This window comes from Bradyrhizobium sp. STM 3562 (assembly GCF_045571435.1).
Lineage (GTDB): Bacteria > Pseudomonadota > Alphaproteobacteria > Rhizobiales > Xanthobacteraceae > Bradyrhizobium.
In genome coordinates this window covers 3,455,454-3,472,964 of sequence record NZ_CP120694.1, presented here as the reverse complement: position 1 = coordinate 3,472,964, position 17,511 = coordinate 3,455,454, and the positions used below count along the sequence as shown (strand labels likewise).

Genomic DNA, 17,511 nt, shown 5'->3' with positions numbered 1-17,511 from the left:
GGCGGAGCAGTCAATCCACCAAGAAAGCCCGTCGGGTGCGAGAGAGCGGCAGCATGCTTAAAACGATCGATCCAGTTCTCAATGCGGATGTTCTTTACGCGTTGCGGGCCATGGGACATGGTGACGACCTCGTCCTTTGCGATGCGAATTTTCCGGCCGATGCGATCGCTCGCCAGAGCGGGCTGGGACGACTTCTTCGGATCGATAACGTCACCGCGGGCCGGGCGGCGCGTGCGATACTTTCGGTGCTGCCGCTCGATTCCTTTGTCGACAAGGCGGTCTTGCGGATGGAGATCGTCGGCCAGCCCGACGAGGTTCCCCCTGTCCAGGCCGAGGTGCAGAAGGAGATCGATGCGGCAGAGGGGCGCCCATATCCAATGGGGTCGATCGAGCGATTTGCCTTCTATGAACTCGCAAAAAAGGCCTATTGCGTCATTCAAACCGGCGAACGCCGCTTCTATGGCTGCTTTGTCTTCAAAAAGGGCGTCATCGCGCCCGACGCGGCCTAGCTGAACGTATCGACCGGAGGCCGGCGAGCGGCCGAGGCGCCCTCATGCTCGCGGCTCATCGCGCGAGAGCCAGGCTTGTCCGGGCCTCGCGCCATTGCCAAACGCATCCGTGCACCCCGAGCGATCTCGGCGGATACCAGACCTCTACCTATCTTGCAGCGCCGCATAGGGCCACGATGTGCCGCGTACCCAATGCACTCTGCGACCGCGATCGTTGACTTGGATAAGGCCTGCTGCATACTCGAAAAGGCCTCTGTCACCCCTGTCCGCGTTACGCAACCGAAGCGGAAGGCGCAACAAGTCCGCGAGCGTCATGTCTTCAGAACGGTGCTCAGGCGGCGAAAACATGAGAACAGGGAGGTTTCGTGGTGGAACAGCAAGAGCGCGATCAGCATCCCCAAATGCGACCGAACCGACGCGCTGTCCTCAAAGGAGCAGTGGGCGCAGCAGCCTTGGGTTCAACCGGCGGTCTCGGTGCGTTGACCAGCCGTGCGCTGGCGCAGGACAATCTGCGCGCGCAGATTTCGCAAATCCCCGGCGTTGGTAAAGGTGCTCCCACTGACGCTGATTGGCAGAAGGTGGGCGAGCTCTGCCTCGGCCCCACCAAGGCGAACGTTCAGGCGGGAGAGTTCAAGGGTGTCGAACTCTCCTTCATGGGGCTCAACAATCAAAATCTCCATAACCTGCTCTTCCGTGGTTTCCTGAAACCATGGGAAGCTTACACGGGCGCGAAGATTTCCTGGATCGACCTGGCCCAGGCCGACTACAATCCGCGCCTGCAACAGGCGATCGCGACCGGAACGGTCGATTTCGACATCCTTGAAATGGGCGCGCCATTCGAGGGCGATGTGTGCGGCAAGGGCCTGGCATCGGAGATGCCGGATTGGGTGAAGAAGCAGATCGATATCGACGATTATGTCGACTACCTGAAGCCGCCGGTCGGAACCTGGAACGGCAAGACCTATCGCGTGACGATCGACGGCGATTGCCACAACTTCAATTACAGGACCGACTACTTTTCCGACCCTGGTCTTGCCAAGGCCTGGAAGGATGCGGGCAATCAGAGCGAATGGGGCGTGCCGAAGACCTGGCAGCAGGTCCAGGCCGTGACCAAATTCCTCAAAGGCAAGAAATTCAAGGGTCAGAATGCCTACGGCTATCTTGATGCGCCGAAGCCATGGGGCGGGTTTGGCTTTTATTTCCTGGGCAGCCGCGCCACTGCCTATGCCAAGCATCCGGACGACAAGGCATGGCTGTTTGACGTGGACACGATGAAGCCGCGCATCAACAATCCCGCTTGGGTTCGCGCCACTCAGGATGTCATCGACGCACTGCCCTCTGAGCCGGCCGATCAGCTCAACGCCGATCCCAATACCACCGGCTTCCAGCAATTTCTGGCCGGCATTGGCTCGATGATCCCCTGGTGGGGAGATATTGGCCAAGTGGCAAAGGCGAGCGATACGTCCGTGGTCGGCGACGTCGTCGGGTTCGACATTCTGCCCGGATCGGACGACGTGTACAATTCCAAGACCGGCAAATGGGAAAAGCTCGCGAGCGGCCCGAACCATGCTCCGAACTGCGCTTATCTCGGCTGGGGCATCTATGTCATGGCACGGGTCAATGGCGACGAGCGCAAACACAAGGCGGCGTGGAGCGCCGCAGCGCATATCGGCGGCAAGGATCTGTCGCTCTGGACCGTAATGTATCCATCCGGCTTCCAAGTCCACCGCACCAGCCACTTCAAGATCGACGAATGGGTGGCGGCGGGTTACGACCGGAAATACATCACCTCGTATCTGAACTCGCAGCTCGGCTCCTACAATCACCCGAACCGGGCGGTCGAGCCGCGCATTCCCGGCATCTTCCAATACTACAGCATAGCGGAGGACGAGCTGACGAAGATATTCGCCGGCCAGTACGACGCGCAGACCGGCGCAAACAACATCGCGGCGGCGTGGGAAAAGCTGACCGACCAGCTCGGTCGCGAAAAGCAGATTGCGCTCTACAAGGCGTCTCTCGGCGTCTAGTTTCCTGTTCGTCTCTCAGGCGGCAGACCATAGGCTTGGCTGGTGCCCTAGCGGCACCAGCCGAACCCATTCCCTCTCAAGGGGACAGGCCCAATGTGGTAGAGTGCGATCCTCATGCAGAAGTCGTCAGCCGTTGCGGATGGCCGGCACCACAAACCTCGACCGCATCGTCAGCTCGTCGGAAGGAAGCGCGCGGGACGCGCGCTGATTGCGGTCGCCTCGCTGGGCGCCCTGATCGTGCTGCTCATCCAAATCCTTCATGCGACGGGCGCGACCGCGGCCGGGTTCGTCAATTGGCGTCCCCTCCTCTACGCCTATCTTGTCTGGGCGATCGCGTTTGGGATCGGGCAGGTCATGGTCCGGGGCGAGCGCGGCCAACGCGCGCTGTTCCTGCTCCCGGCGGCCCTGTTCACCATTGCCGTGGTGATCTTTCCGACGGTGTTCGGGTTTTACATCGCCACGTTGGACTGGAATCTCAGTTCGCTCGAAGGCCCGCACTTCAACGGCCTGAACAATCTCATCGGATTGTTCGACGACGATTATTACTGGAACGCGCTGCGCAACATGGTCTTCTACACGGTGGCCGTGCTTGGCGAGTATGCGATCGCATTCGGATTGGCTTTATTGCTGAACGCCGAGATACGAGGGCGGAGGTTCCTTCGCGTCGTTTTCCTGCTGCCCATGATGCTCAGTCCCGTTGCGGTGAGCTGGATGATCGGCAAGTCGCTCATGGAGTACCGCTTTGGCCCGGCGGCCACGCTGGCGCGCGCTCTGGGATGGGACAATCCGGCATTTTTCGCGCACCCCTGGATTGCGCGGCTGAGCATAGAGGCGATGGATGCGTGGGTATCCATTCCGTTCGTCATGATCATCCTGCTCGCCGGGCTGCAGGCGATGCCCAAGGAAGTCCTGGAAGCGGCCAAGGTCGATGGCGCGAACGGTTGGCAGTCGTTATGGCATGTGATCTTTCCGATCATGCTGCCGGTGAGCGTTACCGTCCTCATCATCCGGATCATCTTCAAATTGAAGCTCGCCGACATCGTGATCAACGTAACGGCGGGCGGCCCCGGCGGCGCGACCGACACGGTCTCGAGCTACATTTACCGCGTTTACCGCGATCGATCGAACGTCGGCTACGGCACCGGACTCGCCATCTTCTATCTTCTCCTGATCGTCGTTTTCCTGAGCCTATTACTGCGCCTCTCCAGGCGCTGGACACAGAAGGTCGTGTAAGGGAGTTGCTCGATTGTCCAGCTTCAGTCCAGCCGCAACGACGGTCCGAAAGCATCGCAGCCGATGGAGGACAAAGCGGCTCCTGAGCCGAGCGCTGATTTACAGCGCATTGCTGTTCTGGGCCTTCATCTGCCTGTTTCCCATTTATTGGACCGTTACCACCTCGTTCAAATCGGCCGTTGACGTGACGCAAGGTCACCTGATCCCCTGGCTGGATTTTCAGCCCGATTGGAAAGGCTGGCGCTCCATCGGACTGTCGCCGGACACGCTTCGGGGAACGTCCACAGCCCGCGACGAGTTCATGAGCCGGTTCGAAAATAGCGTGATCACTTCGGTCGGCGCATCGACGCTGGCGCTCATACTCGGTTCGCTGGCAGCCTATGGACTTAGCCGCTTCCGCTACAAGTTCGCCTGGATGCGCAATGATGACATCCTGTTCTTCTTCATGTCGCAGTTGATCCTGCCGCCCGTCGTCCTGGCCTTGCCGTTCCTCGTACTCTACAAGGCATTATCGCTGCTCGACACGAGATTTGGCCTGATCCTGCTCTACACGTTGACGGTGTTGCCGATCGTCATCTGGATCATGCGCGACCAATTCAACTCGATCCCGATCGAACTCGACGAAGCCGCCTTCGTCGACGGCCTGTCGGTCTGGGGCGCGTTCCTTCGCATCGTGCTGCCGCTCGCGGTACCCGGAATGGGAGCGGCTTTCATCCTCTCGCTCGTGCTGTGCTGGAACGAATATTTCTTCGCAGCGCTGCTGACGAGCACCGACGCGAAAACTCTACCCGTCATGGTGGCCAGCCAGACCGGCTCGCAGGGGATCAACTGGTGGTCAATGGCGGCACTGTCGACCGCGGCAATCGCTCCGCTCGTGTTGGTCGGAATCTTTCTCGAGCGCTACATCGTCAGCGGCCTGACAACAGGCGCGGGCAAATAGCGGATGGAGCGTCAAAACGCCGGCCGGCCTCGCTTGGAGAGATAGATGCGGGCTGCATTCTCGCCGAACACGCCTGCCCTTTCTCCGGCCGACAGATCGGCCAGCAGGGTTTCGGCGGCAGCGAACCATTTTGCATAGCCTCCCGCCAGGTTGACCACCGGCCAATCGCTTCCCCATAGGATGCGCTGCGGCCCGAAGCAGGCACGCACGTGATCCAAGGCCTGGCGCAGATCCGCGAGCTGCCAGTCCTTTGCTGCCTCCGTCACCAGTCCCGACAGTTTGCAAACGATATTCGGCCGTTCGGCAAGCAGCGCGACGTCGTGTTGCCACATCGCAAGGTCGCCGGTCGCAAGCCGCGGCTTGGCGCAATGATCCAGCACGAACTGCAAATTCGGATGGCGCTCGACCACCCGCAACAGTCGCGGCAAATGGCGCGGCAGCACCAGCGCGTCGAACACCAGATCATGTGCCGCCATCGCCGAGAACAGCGGCGCCAAATGCGGACCAAGCAGCCAATCGTCATCAGCGATGTCCTGCACCATCGGCCGCAAGCCGACCAGTAGCCGTTGCGTCGCGAGCGCATCGATCCGCGCCACGCCGTCCGCGGCATCGAAATCGGTCCAGCCGACAACGCCGCGCACAATCTCGCTTCCTTCAGCGACATCGAGCAGAACTCTAGTCTCCGCGTCGGTTGGCGCGGCCTGCACCAGGATCGTTCCCTCGATGCCGGCCGCCGAGAGATGCGGGGCGAGGTCCGAAAGATGAAAGTCGCGATAGATCGGCGCCAGGTCGGGAGTCAGCCAACCATAGTCGCCGCGGGCGAGAGTCCAGACATGATGATGCGCATCGATCCGCATCAGCGCGATCCGGCTGGCGGAACAGGCGCATCGGCATCGAGCAGATGCGCGGCCTTCAGATCGGCCCAAAGCGCGGTCGGCACGTTGGTAGAGAGTGCAGCCGCGTTGCGCTCGAGCTCCTGCGGCGCCTGCGCTCCCAATACGACGGAGGCCACCGCCGGATGGCCCAGAGCAAAATGCAGCGCCGCCGTCGGCAAGGCAACGCCATGGGCCGCGCAAACGCGCTCGATCTCCGCCACTTTGGCCAGAATTTCAGGCGGCGCATCGCGATAATTGTACTTGGCGCCACTGACCGCCCCGGTCGCCAGGATACCCGAATTGAAGACACCGCCGAGCAGCACGCCGATGCCCTGCTGCTGGGCGAGCGGCAGAAAATGAGTGAGCGCCGGCTGCTCCAGCAGGGAATAGCGCCCGGCCAGCAACATCACATCAAACGATCCCGCCTTTGCGAAGCGCACACACATCTCCGCCTCATTCACGCCGACTCCGATACCCGCGACGACGCCCTCGCCCCGCAGCCGGTCCAGTGCCACATAGGCTCCGGCCATTGCCTCGCGAAAACGCTCCTCGATTGCATCGGCGCCATGGGTCCAAATGTCGACGTCGTGAATGAGCAGCAGGTCCAGCCGATCGGTCCCAAGCCGGAGCAGCGATTGCTCCACCGAACGCATGGTGCCGTCATAAGAATAGTCGACCACGGCCCGATGCGGCTGCCCGCCAACGAAGCCCGACCCATCACCCCGCCCGTGCATCGGATCCATCCAACGTCCCACCTTGGTGCAGACCACGATCTGCTCGCGTGATGCGCGCCTGATCGCAGTGCCGCAGCGATGTTCCGCGAGCCCATGCCCGTAGAGCGGAGAGGTGTCGAGAAGATTGATCCCCAATTCGAACGCCCGCTCCACGGCCGCAATAGCTGCACGGTCGTCGAGCTGAACATAGAGGTCACCGAGCGGCGCGGTTCCGAACCCCAGGACCGAGACATTGAGCCCTGTCCGGCCCAAGGCGCGGCGTGGCAATGCGGACAGTACAGTCATGTGAGACGACCTTCTTTTCTCATTCATCCAATTGCGCTGGCATGTCTTGCTGCCCGAAGGCGCTTCCCTCAATCGCAAGCCCGGTACGATCAGGAAGCGCATCATACGCTTTCATCTCCAAACCACCTCGTCGCTGCGAGGCGGATCTGCCCCCACTCGCGTGCAGGTCAGCGCCGCACAGTGGCACGCAAACGCCAAAGCGCGCCGAAGCTCGTCCGCACCGATATCCTGCAGTTCGGCCCTGCCGAGCCTGTTCTGCTTATGCAGCGCGAACAGGAGCGCCGCATGAAAGCTGTCGCCAGCGCCAATCGTATCGACGATCGTGACGGTGGGCGCTTCGACTTCAATGAATCCAGCCGTTGGATGCCAGGCCTGAACGCCCTCCATCCCGCGCGTCATCACAAAAAGGCTGCAGCCCCGGGCCAGCAACGCCTCCGCCCTGGCCGGGTACACCTCGTTCCCGTAAAGATAGTCGAAATCCACATCTGACATCCGAATGATGTCGGCACTGTCGGCAAATGCGCCCATGCGGTCGAGATAGATACTTTTGTCCCTGACCAGGTTTGGCCTGCAATTCGGATCGAACGATATCGTGGCCGATTGCCTTGCCTCCGCGATCATTGCGGCGGTCTGCGCGGCTCCGCTCTCGTTGACCAGTGTCGTCGATCCCACGTGAACGGCATCGACGCTTGCGAACTCGATCGCTCCGTGCCGATAGGTCCACTCGCGCGATGCAGTCTGCGCGTCATAAAACGCGTACTGGGACTCGCCGGCGACCATTCGCACGAAGGCCAGCGTGGTCTGGCGCTCGCTGCGGGTTGCGTAGCGAAGGTCGACGTTTGAGGCCAACGCGTGCTCCGCGATCATGCGACCAAACAGGTCATTGGAGATGCCGCCGACAAAACCGGTCGGCGCGCCAAGCCGTGCAAGCCCCACGGCCACGTTGAGGCAGGATCCACCGACCACCGGCCGCACCGCCTCGCGTCCATCGGTAGCGGTAACGGGCACGAAGTCGATGAGCGCATCGCCACAGCTCAGTATCATTCTTCCCGCCTTCCGATCTTTCAGCCGCTGCTGATAGCGAGCCCGCGCATCACCCCGCGGCTTGCGTGATCAAGCCGGCGCAGCAACCCGTACACCTCGCGCTTCCTGCGATGAAATTCGACCATTCCCGGCGCAGCCGGTTCGGTTAGGCGACCGAGTGCCGACATCGCGGCCATGGTTTGGCCGAGCGAGGCGTAAGCTCCTGCGGCGACTGCGCCGAGCATGGCCGCGCCAAGCAGCACCGGCTCCGGCGTTTGCGGCAGTGCCACGGTGAGCCCCGTCGTGTCCGCCATGATCTGCCGCACAAGCGGACTGCGCCCTGCGCCGCCTCCCATGACCATGACCTTGCTGCCCACCCCCTGCGCCCTGAAGGCGTCCACGACATCAGCGAGGCCATAAGCAAGTCCACACAATCCGGCGACAAACAGGCGCTCGATCGCGCCGATGTCGGTATCGAGATCGAGGCCTGCGATCACCGCGCGGGTATCGGGATCGGCGTAAGGCGAGCGATTGCCAAGGAACTCCGGCAGAACGTGAATGTCGCGCGCGCGAAGCGCAGCCTCGCTCGCGTTTCCCGCACGCTCCATGATCCGCTTCTCGATAAACGCGATGATGTCGACGCCCTCGCGCCGCGCCGCAGCGCTTGCCTCTTCATGTGCCGGATGCGACCGGACGAGATGATCGATTGCGGCTCCCGCGGCCGATTGCCCACCCTCGTTCAACCAAAATCCGGGCACCATGCCCGAGTAGTAAGGCCCCCAGACGCCGGGCACGAAGCATGGCTCCGCCGTCGTCGCCATGATGCAGGCGGAGGTCCCCATGATATAGGCCAGGCGGTCGCAGACATCCGCGGTTGCACCCGAATCATCCCGCCCTCCGATCGCGCCTAATCCACCCGCATGCGCATCGATCAGAGAGGCACCGACCGGCGTTCCCGGATTTAAGCCGAGGTCCCGCGCAGCCGCCTCGGTCAGGCCCGAGCCGAGCGGCGTACCTGGAGCGAGGATTGTCGTGCCGATCCTCAGGTACGCGTCGGCGACGAATTCCCGAAGGCCTATCCGCTGGAAATAGGGTGCGCTCCAGCGCTGCTCATGTGCGAGATAGTTCCATTTGCAGGTGACCGTGCAGGTGGAGCGCGCCAGCGATCCGGTTGCTTGGAAAGAGAGATAATCGGCCAGATCGAAGAAGTGACCGGCCCGATCGAAGCTTTCGCGCAGGTGCCGCTTCAACCACAGCAGCTTGGGCATCTCCATCTCGGGCGAGACGGCACCTCCCACATAGCGGAGCACATCGTCCTGGGTCTCGTTGATCAGCCGCGCTTCGGCGACGGCGCGATGGTCCATCCAAACAATGACATTGCGCCTGTTGTCACCGGAAGCGCTGACGCTGAGCGGCCGCCCACCCCTGTCCAACACCACCAGCGAGCAGGTCGCATCAAATCCGAGACCCTTCACGAGGTCGGGGGATATCGCCGCTTCCCTCATGGCGCCACGGACGGCAGCCGCGCAGGCGTCCCAGATATCGGAGGACGACTGCTCGACGATGTCGCCCGCCTCATGCCAGACCGCGATCGGGTGTCTCGCGGTTGCGAGCAAGGCTCCCTTCTCATCGAAAATCCCTGCGCGCGTGCTGGACGTCCCCACGTCTATGCCGATGAAGGCCTGCCGCATGTTCGCTCCCGTCAGTTTTGACGCAAGCTTACCAGCAAGTGTATCCGCCATCGACAAGAACGATGCTTCCCGTCATCAGGCTTGCGGCCTCGGACGCCAGGAACAGAACGACGGAGGCGATCTCCTCCACCTTGCCCAGCCGCGCCATCGGCGTGCCGCCGATCCAGGCGTCGTACATGCGGGGGTTGTCTTTCACGAACGCGTTCAACGGGGTTTCGATATAGGTCGGCGCAACCGCATTGACGCGTACGCCGCGCGCGGCCCATTCCGCCGCCAGCGATTTGGTCAAATGGTGCACCGCAGCTTTGGAGGCGTTGTAATAGCACTGTTCCTGGGGCTTATTGACGATAAAGCCCGACATCGAACCGATATTGACGATGGTTCCGGCCTTGGCCTCGAGCATATGCCTGCCAAAGGCACGGCAGCACCAGAAGGTCCCGTTGAGATTGACGTCGATGACGTTCAGCCAGTGCTCGTCGGTGACCGTTTCGGCAGGCGTTTCGCTTCGTGCAATTCCGGCATTATTGACGAGGATATCGACCCGGCCATAGCGCGACACCAGCTCATCGGCGAGTTCGGAGACGCGACGCGAGTCCGTCACATCGATCTGCGCCATCTCTGCTTCGTATCCTTTGCCCGTCAGAGCGCCAGTCGCGGTCTTCGCGATCGTTGCATCGCGGTCGGCGATGATGACCCTTGCTCCGGCTTCGGCCAGTGCCTCGGCGCAGGCGAATCCGATCCCCTGCCCCGCGCCCGTCACGATCGCGATCTTGCCCGGTAGCTTGAATTTCTCGAGATACATCTTCGTCTTCCTGCCTATGTCCACAGCGAATTGCCGTCCTTGTCGAAACGATGAAGGCGCGCCGGCTCCGGCGACAGCACGACACGATCGCCGGCGCTCAGGCTGAGCTCGCCGACGTAACGCGCCGTCAGAGTTCCGATCGGACCAGCATCCACATAGAGAAAAGTGTCGCTGCCCAGGTGCTCAGCGACCGTGATCGTTCCCGGCCATCCCTCGCCATCCCGTGATATTCTCAGGTGTTCTGGGCGGACACCGACCGTGGCAGCACCATACTTTGCTGCGATCTCGCCGGAGATGAAATTCATCTTGGGCGAGCCGATGAAGCCGGCCACGAACAGATTAGCCGGTTTTTCGTAGAGCTCGAGCGGCGTGCCATATTGCTCGACACGGCCTGCATTGAGCACGACGATCTTGTCCGCCATGGTCATCGCTTCGACCTGGTCGTGCGTGACGTAGATGGCCGTCGTGCCGAGTTGCTTCTGCAGCCGCGTGACCTCGATCCGCATTTGCACGCGCAGCGCGGCGTCGAGGTTGGACAACGGCTCGTCGAACAGAAATGCCTTCGGTTCGCGGACGATGGCGCGACCGATCGCAACGCGCTGACGCTGGCCGCCCGACAGCTCCCGCGGCTTCCGATCGAGATAGGGTGTCAGGTTAAGGGTCGCGGCCGCGGCCTCGACCCTACGGCTGATCTCGGCTCTCGGCAGGCCGGCCATCTTCAGCCCGAACCCTATGTTGCCGCGAACGCTCATATGCGGATAGAGCGCATAGGACTGAAACACCATCGACAGCCCGCGTTTGGCGGGCGGAACAGCGACGACATTCTTGCCATCGATGAAAATCTTGCCGTCGGTGACGTCCTCGAGACCTGCGATCAGCCGCAACAACGTCGTCTTGCCGCAACCCGACGGGCCGACGAACACGACGAACGATCCGTCGGCGATTTCCAGGTTGGCGCCCTTGATGATGTGAACGGGCCCGAAGGCCTTCTGGACGTTCTGGAGCGTGATCTGACCCATTCCAAAGCCCTCCTGCTATTTGACGGCGCCGAAGGTCAGGCCGCGGACGAGTTGCCGCTGACTGAACCAGCCGAGCACGAGGATCGGAGCGATGGCAAGCGTCGATGCCGCCGAGAGCTTGGCCCAGAACAGCCCTTCCGGACTCGAATAGGATGCGATGAAGACGGTGAGCGGCGCGGCTTGCAAGGTCGACAGGTTCAGCGTCCAGAATGCTTCGTTCCAGGCAAGGATCAGGTTGAGCAGCAAGGTGGAAGCGAGCCCCGGCACGGCCATCGGCGTCAGAACATAGATGAGCTCGCGGCCGATCGTTGCGCCATCCATGCGCGCCGCCTCCAGGATGTCTCGAGGGATTTCCTTGAAATAGGTGAAGAGCATCCAGACCACGATCGGCAAATTGCCAAGGCAAAGAATGATGACGAGGCCCGTTAACGAGTCGAGCAAGCCGAAGTCCCGATAGATCAGGTAAATCGGAACCAATACGCCGACCGCCGGCATCATCTTGGTCGACAGCATCCACAGCAGTACGTCCTTGGTGCGCTTGGTCGGCGAGAAGGCCATCGACCAGGCGGCGGGGATCGCGATCAAGAGGGCGATGAGTGTTGAGCCTCCGGCAACGACAACCGAGTTGAAAGCGTGGTGCAGATAGTCGCTGCGCCCCTGCACCGTGACGTAATTTTCCAGCGTCCAGTCGAAGAACAGGAACGATGGCGGGATCGCGAAGGCCTCCAACTCCGTCTTGAAGCTGGTCAGCACCATCCAGAGGATGGGAAAGAAGATCAAGAAACCGACCAGCCAGGCGACGATGGTTGAGAGCGCTATACGCCTCCTGGTTGCCATGCGGGCCATGGCTCAGGCCTCCAGGTTGCGGCCCACCATCCTGACAAGGAAGAAGGCCACGATGTTGGCGATAACCACGGCCACCAATCCGCCGGCCGATGCGCTGCCGATGTCATACTGGATGAGCGCCTGCGAATAGATCAGGAAGGCGATGTTGGTGGTCTGCAGTCCGGGGCCGCCGCCGGTGGTCACGAAGATCTCGGCGAAGACGGTCAGGAGGAAGATTGTCTCGATCAGGATGACGACCGTGATAGGTCGCGCCAGATGCGGCAACGTGATGTAGATGAAGGACGACAGCGGACCGGCTCCATCCATCTCGGCGGCTTCCTTCTGCTCCTCGTCGAGCGATTGCAGCGCCGTGAGCAGAATAAGCGTGGCGAACGGCAGCCATTGCCAGGAGACGATCAGGATAATGGCAAAGAGCGGCGCATCGTTGAACCAATCGATCGGCGCCAGACCAAACAGCTTCGCAATCCAGGCGAACAATCCAGATACCGGATGCATCAGCAGATTCTTCCAGACCAATGCGCTCACGGTTGGCATGACAAAGAACGGCGCGATGACCATCAGCCGGACAATGGTGCGGCCGACGACCGGCTGGTCAAGCAACAGCGCGAGCGGAATGCCAAGCGCGACGGTGAGCCCCAGCACGGAGCCGACAAGAACCAGTGTGTTCTGCAGCGATGCAAGGAAAGCGGGATCGGTCAGGAAGTAGCGAAAGTTCTCGAGACCGACGAATTGCTGGGTTTCGGGTTCGAGCAGATTGTAGTGCAGCGTCGAGAAGTAGATGGTCAGCGCCAGCGGAACGATCATCCAGACGAACAGCAGCGCAACCGCCGGCGTCAGCAGGGTCCGCGCAAGTAATTGCGTCTGTCTGGTCGCCATAAATGCCTCCGCCCGCCCGGGAGAGAGAGAGCGGCCATCCGACGGGATGGCCGCAAGGCTCAGCTCGGGAGAGTGAGCTGACGTTGGCCGCCTATTTGATATAGCCGGCGCGCTTCATTTCCCGTTCGGTCGACGATTGCGCAGCCGCCAGCGCCGCATCAACCGTGGTCGAACCCGACAGCGCCGCCGAGAATTGCTGGCCGACGGCCGTGCCGATGCCCTGGAATTCCGGGATCGCCGCGTATTGCACTCCGACATAGGGTACAGGTTGGACCGTCGGCTTGTTGGGATCAGCCGCGTCGATCGAGGCCAAGGTCAGCTTGGCGAACGGCGCAACCTTGAGATAGTCGGGGTTGTGGTACAGCGATGTACGTGTCCCCGGCGGCACGTTGGCCCAGCCCTCCTTGGACGCGACGAGCTTGGTGTAATCCTTGCCCGTCGCCCAGGCGATGAACTTCTCGGCGGCTTCCACCTTCTTCGAGCCAGCCGGGATCGCAAGATTCCAGGCCCAAAGCCAATTCGCATTCTTGCCGAGACCGGCGTTAGGCGCCAGCGCGAAGCCTACCTTGTCGGCGACCTTCGAGTCCTTCGGATTGCTCACGAACGATGCCGCGACCGTCGCATCGATCCACATCGCGCATTTGCCGGCATTGAACAGCGCCAGATTCTCGTTAAAGCCGTTCGAACTTGCACCGGGCGGGCCGGCCTGCTTCATCAGATCGACATAGACCGATAGCGTCTTCTTCCATTCCGGCTTGTCGAACTGGGGTTGCCACTTCTCGTCGAACCAGCGCGCGCCGTAGGAGTTGGCCATCGCGGTCAGAAACGCCATGTTCTCGCCCCAGCCCGCTTTGCCGCGCAGGCAGATGCCGTAAACGCCGGCCTCCTTGTCGGTCAGCTTCTTCGCCGCATCGATCACGAAATCCCAGCTTGGATTTTCCGGCATGGTAAGCCCGGCCTTCTGGAACAGGTCGGTGCGGTACATCGTCATCGAGCTCTCGCCATAGAACGGTGCGGCATAGAGTTTTCCGGACACCGACACCGCATCCCTGATCTTGGGAAGCAGATCGGCGATGTCGTAATCCGCACCGAGATTGTCGAGCGGAACCAGCCAATTCTTCTTCGCCCAGATCGGCACTTCATAAGTGCCGATGGTCAGCACGTCGAATTGGCCGCCCTTGGTGGCGATGTCAGTGGTGACACGCTGGCGCAGGACATTTTCCTCAAGGGTCACCCATTTGACCGCGATATCCGGATTCTTGGCGATGAACTCGCCCGTCAGTCCCTGCATGCGGATCATGTCGCCGTTGTTGACGGTCGCAATAGTCAGGGTGGTCTGGGCGATCGAGGGGGCAGAAAGCAAAAGCGCAGCCACGCCCAGAAGGGCGCCATGGACGTTTTTCACGGTAACCTCCCATAGTCGCGTGCTTTGAGCATATGCCCACGCGTTGGGCGTATGTTCACATCAACCGCTCGAATTTGTCAAGCCGACGCCAGCCCTTCCGGCCGCGACAACGTATGATCTGCTGCGGTGCGTGAGGCTTATCGATCGAGGATGGCCTGTGCCGTCGCTTCGTCGGTGATGAGACCGTTGACGAGACGTCCGATCAACGCGGCACGGATTGCAGCGACCTTGGCGGCCCCGACCGCGACGGCGATCGTCGTCGTCTGCGCCGGCGCCTGGGGAGGAATGCTGGTCAAACGCTTGTTCGTCCCGCCCTTGATAAGCCGGCCTTTTTCGTCATAGGCCCAGCCGGTCACCTCACCCACGGCGCCCAGTCGCATCATCTCGAACAGTTCTTCGCGGGTGACGAAGCCGTCGACATGCACCTGCGCCTTTTGATCCATCTGGCCGATGCCGACCAGGCGCAGATCGGCCTTGGCAGCGATCGCCTTGACCTTGGCGATCGGCTCGATCCGGACCATACGGTTGCGCTCGTCTTCCGACGACATCAGAAACGGCAGCGGCATGGGGTAATGGCGGGCACCGGTGCGATCAGCAAGGCGCCCGACCGTATCGAAAAAGCTCGCCGACCCGTCGGCCGAGATATTTCCGACCAGGGAGACGATCTGGTGATTGGGCCTCTCGATCGGCGTGACCCGTTCCACGGCAGCGCGCACTGCCCGCCCCGTCCCCAAGGCGACGATGACGGGCGTCTCGGAGCGCAGGGTGAGATCGAGCAGATTGGCGCTGCGTTCCGCGATTCCGGCGGTTGTGTTCGGCGCCGCCGGATCGGTCGGCACCACCTCGCTGTGCACGAGGTTGAAGCGGTCCCTTAGCTGCGATGCCAACTCCATGCATGCCGCGATGGGGTGTTCGAGCCGAAAGGTGATCAGACGCTCCGCAAGACACAACGATACCAGGCGCTGGGCCGAGGCGCGCGACACCTGCAGCATCTTCGCGATCTCATCCTGAGTATGACCGGCGATGAAATAGAGCCAGCCGGCGCGCGCGGCATCATCAAGACGGGACTTTTCATTCTCGGGCGCAGCCATGGTGGTCCGCTAGGCTCCCTTCCAGAAGTTCGCCATCTGATCGAAAACGCGATCGGCGCCGGCGTCGATCAGCATGCTGCGGCCATCGCGGGAGCGGTAATGACTGCCACCGACAAATCCCCACACCATCATGCCCGCAGCCTTTGCCGCGCTGACGCCGCTGACGCTGTCTTCGACCACCAAGGTGCGTTGCGGATCGGCCTGCATTTGCGCCGCCGCATGAAGAAAGAGATCGGGCGCGGGCTTGCCGCGCGCCACCATCTGCGCGGTGTACAGCCGGTCGCCGAAGTAGCGCGCAAGATCGGTCAGCGCGAGCGACAGGCGGACGCGGTCGAGATCGCTCGAGGAGGCGACGCAAAACGGCATGGTAAGCTGCGATATCACCCCGCTCACGCCCGGAATGGACCGCAGCGAACGCCTGAATTGTTGAAACACCTGGGCCTTGAGCGCCGCCAGAAAGTCCTCAGGAACGAGACGGCCGTCATAGTGCTGCAAGACCGCGGCCGTGCTTCGCCCAAGAAACAAGTCGAGCGTATCGTGCTCGCTGAGCTCAATCCCGCACTGCGCAAGGACGTCGGACAGACACCTGCAGCTCAAGACCTCGCTGTCGACGAGCACGCCGTCGCAGTCGAAGATGATCAGATCAGGTTCTGGAAAGCCGAACGTCATCCCGCCATCGGATCATATGCTCAGCGATTGAGCAATAGCCCAGGCCTTCTATCCGGCCACTTCCGATCGTACGGGCCCGTTCCCAATGCCGCGCGGATCAGCTTTTTCGCCCCTTGGGCCTTGCAAAGCTCAGGTCCGCTTTACCTTCGCGGGTGCAGTCTCCGGCATCAAACTCATCGCGATGAGTCCGACCATCGCCGCCGCAAGGAGATACCAGGACGGCGCGAGCGGATCGCCTGAAACGTGAAGCAGCCAGGTGACGACGAGCTGCGCGGTGCCGCCAAAGCTTGCGATCGCGAGCGCGTAAACGGTGGCGAACACCCCACCGCGGATGTTTTGCGGCAGCGCCTCGGTGAAGGTCGCGTAAAAAGCAGTGAACGGCAGTGATCCGATCAGCGACAATACGCCAAACCCGAACAGCAGCGACAGCGCGCCGGGCGCATGGACGATCCACACGAAGGTCGGATAGGTCAGCAGGAGCGCGATGAGCTGGGGCCAGATCATCACCGGCTTGCGGCCCAGGAGGTCGGCAAGCCAGCCTCCCAGGAGTGCGCCGGCGATCTGAAGACCATTGCTCACCAGCGAAACGGCAAAGGCCAGAGACGACGGCACATGCAGCGTGTTCTGCGCATAGGTCGTCATGTATTGCGTCACATAGGTCGCAATCGTCCCGCTCGCCAAAATCATCAGGGCCAGTACGATCACACGGATGTGCCGGCGCGCCAGCACGAGATGGTTCGAGGTCTCGCGCTCGGCACCAGATTCATTTTGCGGGATCGTCTCCGGCAGAGCCCGCCGCATCCAAAGCCCGAACGGCAGACAGACCGCCCCGATCAGGAATGCCAAGCGCCAACCATAGGTTTCGAGCGCCTCGGGAGTCATGGTCTTGCTGAGGATCACGCCCACCAATGCACCGGCGGTCGCGGCGATCTCCTGACTCGTCGGCTGCCACGATACCACCAGCGCCCGGCGTTCCGGCGGGGCGATCTCAAGGAGATAGGCGGTGGTGGGCCCGACTTCGCCACCGAGCGCGAAGCCCTGTGTCATGCGTGCTATTATCACGATGATCGGCGCGGCAAGACCGATCGCCTTGTAGGATGGGGTGAGCGAGATGGCCAGGATCGCACCTCCCATCAACGCAAAGCTCAGCATCATTGCCGGCCGTCGGCCGACGCGATCGGAATAGATACCGAGCACGATGCCGCCGATCGGTCGGGTGATAAAGCCGGCGCCGAAGGTCGCGAGCGACAGCATGAGGCTGCCGTACTCGCTTTGTGAGGGGAAGAAGGTGTGCCCGATCTGGATCGCGAAGAAGCTGTAGGTGATGAAGTCGTAGAACTCGAGCATATTGCCGATGGTCGCGGCAAATGCGGCGCGCTTCACGCTGAACCCTTTGGTGCCGTCCATACTCAGCGACAATTTCCGTCCCGCACTCGTGTTTCGATAGAGCAGCATATTGCCGCTCCCCGGGTATTTGACAACGCAT

Annotated in this window: 16 protein-coding genes; 4 read left to right on the top strand and 12 right to left on the bottom strand. The window is 61.7% G+C overall.

Annotation, left to right across the window (positions count from 1 at the left end; genetic code table 11):
• Positions 1-53 precede the first annotated feature (53 nt).
• The 4 genes from P6U23_RS15975 (at position 54) to P6U23_RS15960 (ending at position 4,709) form a co-directional block, all read left to right on the top strand.
• A complete protein-coding gene (locus tag P6U23_RS15975) occupies positions 54-509 on the top strand; it encodes an RbsD/FucU family protein (protein WP_407180668.1) in 456 nt (151 codons plus the stop codon).
• A gap of 401 nt (positions 510-910) precedes the next feature.
• Positions 911-2,536, top strand: coding sequence for a sugar ABC transporter substrate-binding protein (locus P6U23_RS15970; protein ID WP_407181481.1), 1,626 nt, complete (start codon positions 911-913; stop codon positions 2,534-2,536).
• A 114-nt stretch (positions 2,537-2,650) separates the two neighbouring features.
• The gene (locus P6U23_RS15965) at positions 2,651-3,769 is read left to right on the top strand and encodes a carbohydrate ABC transporter permease (RefSeq protein WP_407180667.1); all 1,119 of its coding nucleotides are present in this window, start codon (positions 2,651-2,653) and stop codon (positions 3,767-3,769) included.
• Positions 3,770-3,851: 82 nt separating this feature from the next.
• Positions 3,852-4,709, top strand: coding sequence for a carbohydrate ABC transporter permease (locus P6U23_RS15960; protein WP_407181480.1), 858 nt, complete (start codon positions 3,852-3,854; stop codon positions 4,707-4,709).
• 11 nt (positions 4,710-4,720) lie between these two features.
• Here P6U23_RS15960 and P6U23_RS15955 read toward each other — a convergent pair whose 3' ends face one another.
• From P6U23_RS15955 to P6U23_RS15900, 12 genes are all read right to left on the bottom strand, one after another.
• On the bottom strand, positions 4,721-5,566 hold the full coding sequence (locus tag P6U23_RS15955) for an amidohydrolase family protein (protein ID WP_407180666.1): 846 nt from the start codon (positions 5,564-5,566) through the stop codon (positions 4,721-4,723).
• Positions 5,566-6,603, bottom strand: coding sequence for an aldo/keto reductase (locus P6U23_RS15950; RefSeq protein ID WP_407180665.1), 1,038 nt, complete (start codon positions 6,601-6,603; stop codon positions 5,566-5,568). The genes P6U23_RS15955 and P6U23_RS15950 overlap by 1 nt, the downstream gene beginning before the upstream one ends.
• Before the next feature lie 111 nt (positions 6,604-6,714).
• Positions 6,715-7,647, bottom strand: coding sequence for a carbohydrate kinase family protein (locus P6U23_RS15945; RefSeq protein WP_407180664.1), 933 nt, complete (start codon positions 7,645-7,647; stop codon positions 6,715-6,717).
• Between the two features lie 20 nt (positions 7,648-7,667).
• Positions 7,668-9,317, bottom strand: coding sequence for an FGGY-family carbohydrate kinase (locus tag P6U23_RS15940; protein ID WP_407180663.1), 1,650 nt, complete (start codon positions 9,315-9,317; stop codon positions 7,668-7,670).
• A gap of 28 nt (positions 9,318-9,345) precedes the next feature.
• Positions 9,346-10,119, bottom strand: coding sequence for an SDR family NAD(P)-dependent oxidoreductase (locus P6U23_RS15935; protein WP_407180662.1), 774 nt, complete (start codon positions 10,117-10,119; stop codon positions 9,346-9,348).
• A 14-nt stretch (positions 10,120-10,133) separates the two neighbouring features.
• Positions 10,134-11,138 carry an ABC transporter ATP-binding protein gene (locus P6U23_RS15930; RefSeq protein WP_407180661.1) on the bottom strand — a complete coding sequence of 335 codons (1,005 nt, stop codon included), beginning with the start codon at positions 11,136-11,138 and terminating at the stop codon, positions 10,134-10,136.
• A 15-nt stretch (positions 11,139-11,153) separates the two neighbouring features.
• Entirely contained in the window at positions 11,154-11,984 is an 831-nt protein-coding gene (locus P6U23_RS15925) for a carbohydrate ABC transporter permease (RefSeq protein WP_407180660.1), read from the bottom strand.
• A gap of 3 nt (positions 11,985-11,987) precedes the next feature.
• Positions 11,988-12,860, bottom strand: coding sequence for a carbohydrate ABC transporter permease (locus tag P6U23_RS15920; protein ID WP_407180659.1), 873 nt, complete (start codon positions 12,858-12,860; stop codon positions 11,988-11,990).
• Positions 12,861-12,951: 91 nt separating this feature from the next.
• Complete coding sequence (locus P6U23_RS15915) at positions 12,952-14,265, bottom strand: ABC transporter substrate-binding protein (RefSeq protein WP_407180658.1); 1,314 nt, start codon at positions 14,263-14,265, stop codon at positions 12,952-12,954.
• A 137-nt stretch (positions 14,266-14,402) separates the two neighbouring features.
• A complete protein-coding gene (locus P6U23_RS15910; RefSeq protein ID WP_407180657.1) occupies positions 14,403-15,356 on the bottom strand; it encodes a sugar-binding transcriptional regulator in 954 nt (317 codons plus the stop codon).
• 9 nt (positions 15,357-15,365) lie between these two features.
• Positions 15,366-16,025, bottom strand: a complete 660-nt coding sequence (locus P6U23_RS15905; RefSeq protein WP_407180656.1) for an HAD family hydrolase — start codon at positions 16,023-16,025, stop codon at positions 15,366-15,368.
• Positions 16,026-16,154: 129 nt separating this feature from the next.
• The gene (locus P6U23_RS15900; protein ID WP_407181479.1) at positions 16,155-17,432 is read right to left on the bottom strand and encodes an MFS transporter; all 1,278 of its coding nucleotides are present in this window, start codon (positions 17,430-17,432) and stop codon (positions 16,155-16,157) included.
• Between the last annotated feature and the right edge of the window lie 79 nt (positions 17,433-17,511).

Excerpts from the sequence above, each read along its gene's own strand:
- P6U23_RS15975 (WP_407180668.1), top strand. The coding sequence starts at position 54 with ATGCTTAAAACGATCGATCCAGTTCTCAATGCGGATGTTCTTTACGCG.
- P6U23_RS15970 (WP_407181481.1), top strand. The coding sequence starts at position 911 with ATGCGACCGAACCGACGCGCTGTCCTCAAAGGAGCAGTGGGCGCAGCA.
- P6U23_RS15965 (WP_407180667.1), top strand. The coding sequence starts at position 2,651 with ATGCAGAAGTCGTCAGCCGTTGCGGATGGCCGGCACCACAAACCTCGA.
- P6U23_RS15955 (WP_407180666.1), bottom strand. The coding sequence starts at position 5,566 with ATGCGGATCGATGCGCATCATCATGTCTGGACTCTCGCCCGCGGCGAC.
- P6U23_RS15950 (WP_407180665.1), bottom strand. The coding sequence starts at position 6,603 with ATGACTGTACTGTCCGCATTGCCACGCCGCGCCTTGGGCCGGACAGGG.
- P6U23_RS15945 (WP_407180664.1), bottom strand. The coding sequence starts at position 7,647 with ATGATACTGAGCTGTGGCGATGCGCTCATCGACTTCGTGCCCGTTACC.
- P6U23_RS15940 (WP_407180663.1), bottom strand. The coding sequence starts at position 9,317 with ATGCGGCAGGCCTTCATCGGCATAGACGTGGGGACGTCCAGCACGCGC.
- P6U23_RS15935 (WP_407180662.1), bottom strand. The coding sequence starts at position 10,119 with ATGTATCTCGAGAAATTCAAGCTACCGGGCAAGATCGCGATCGTGACG.
- P6U23_RS15930 (WP_407180661.1), bottom strand. The coding sequence starts at position 11,138 with ATGGGTCAGATCACGCTCCAGAACGTCCAGAAGGCCTTCGGGCCCGTT.
- P6U23_RS15925 (WP_407180660.1), bottom strand. The coding sequence starts at position 11,984 with ATGGCCCGCATGGCAACCAGGAGGCGTATAGCGCTCTCAACCATCGTC.
- P6U23_RS15920 (WP_407180659.1), bottom strand. The coding sequence starts at position 12,860 with ATGGCGACCAGACAGACGCAATTACTTGCGCGGACCCTGCTGACGCCG.
- P6U23_RS15910 (WP_407180657.1), bottom strand. The coding sequence starts at position 15,356 with ATGGCTGCGCCCGAGAATGAAAAGTCCCGTCTTGATGATGCCGCGCGC.
- P6U23_RS15905 (WP_407180656.1), bottom strand. The coding sequence starts at position 16,025 with ATGACGTTCGGCTTTCCAGAACCTGATCTGATCATCTTCGACTGCGAC.
- P6U23_RS15900 (WP_407181479.1), bottom strand. The coding sequence starts at position 17,432 with ATGGACGGCACCAAAGGGTTCAGCGTGAAGCGCGCCGCATTTGCCGCG.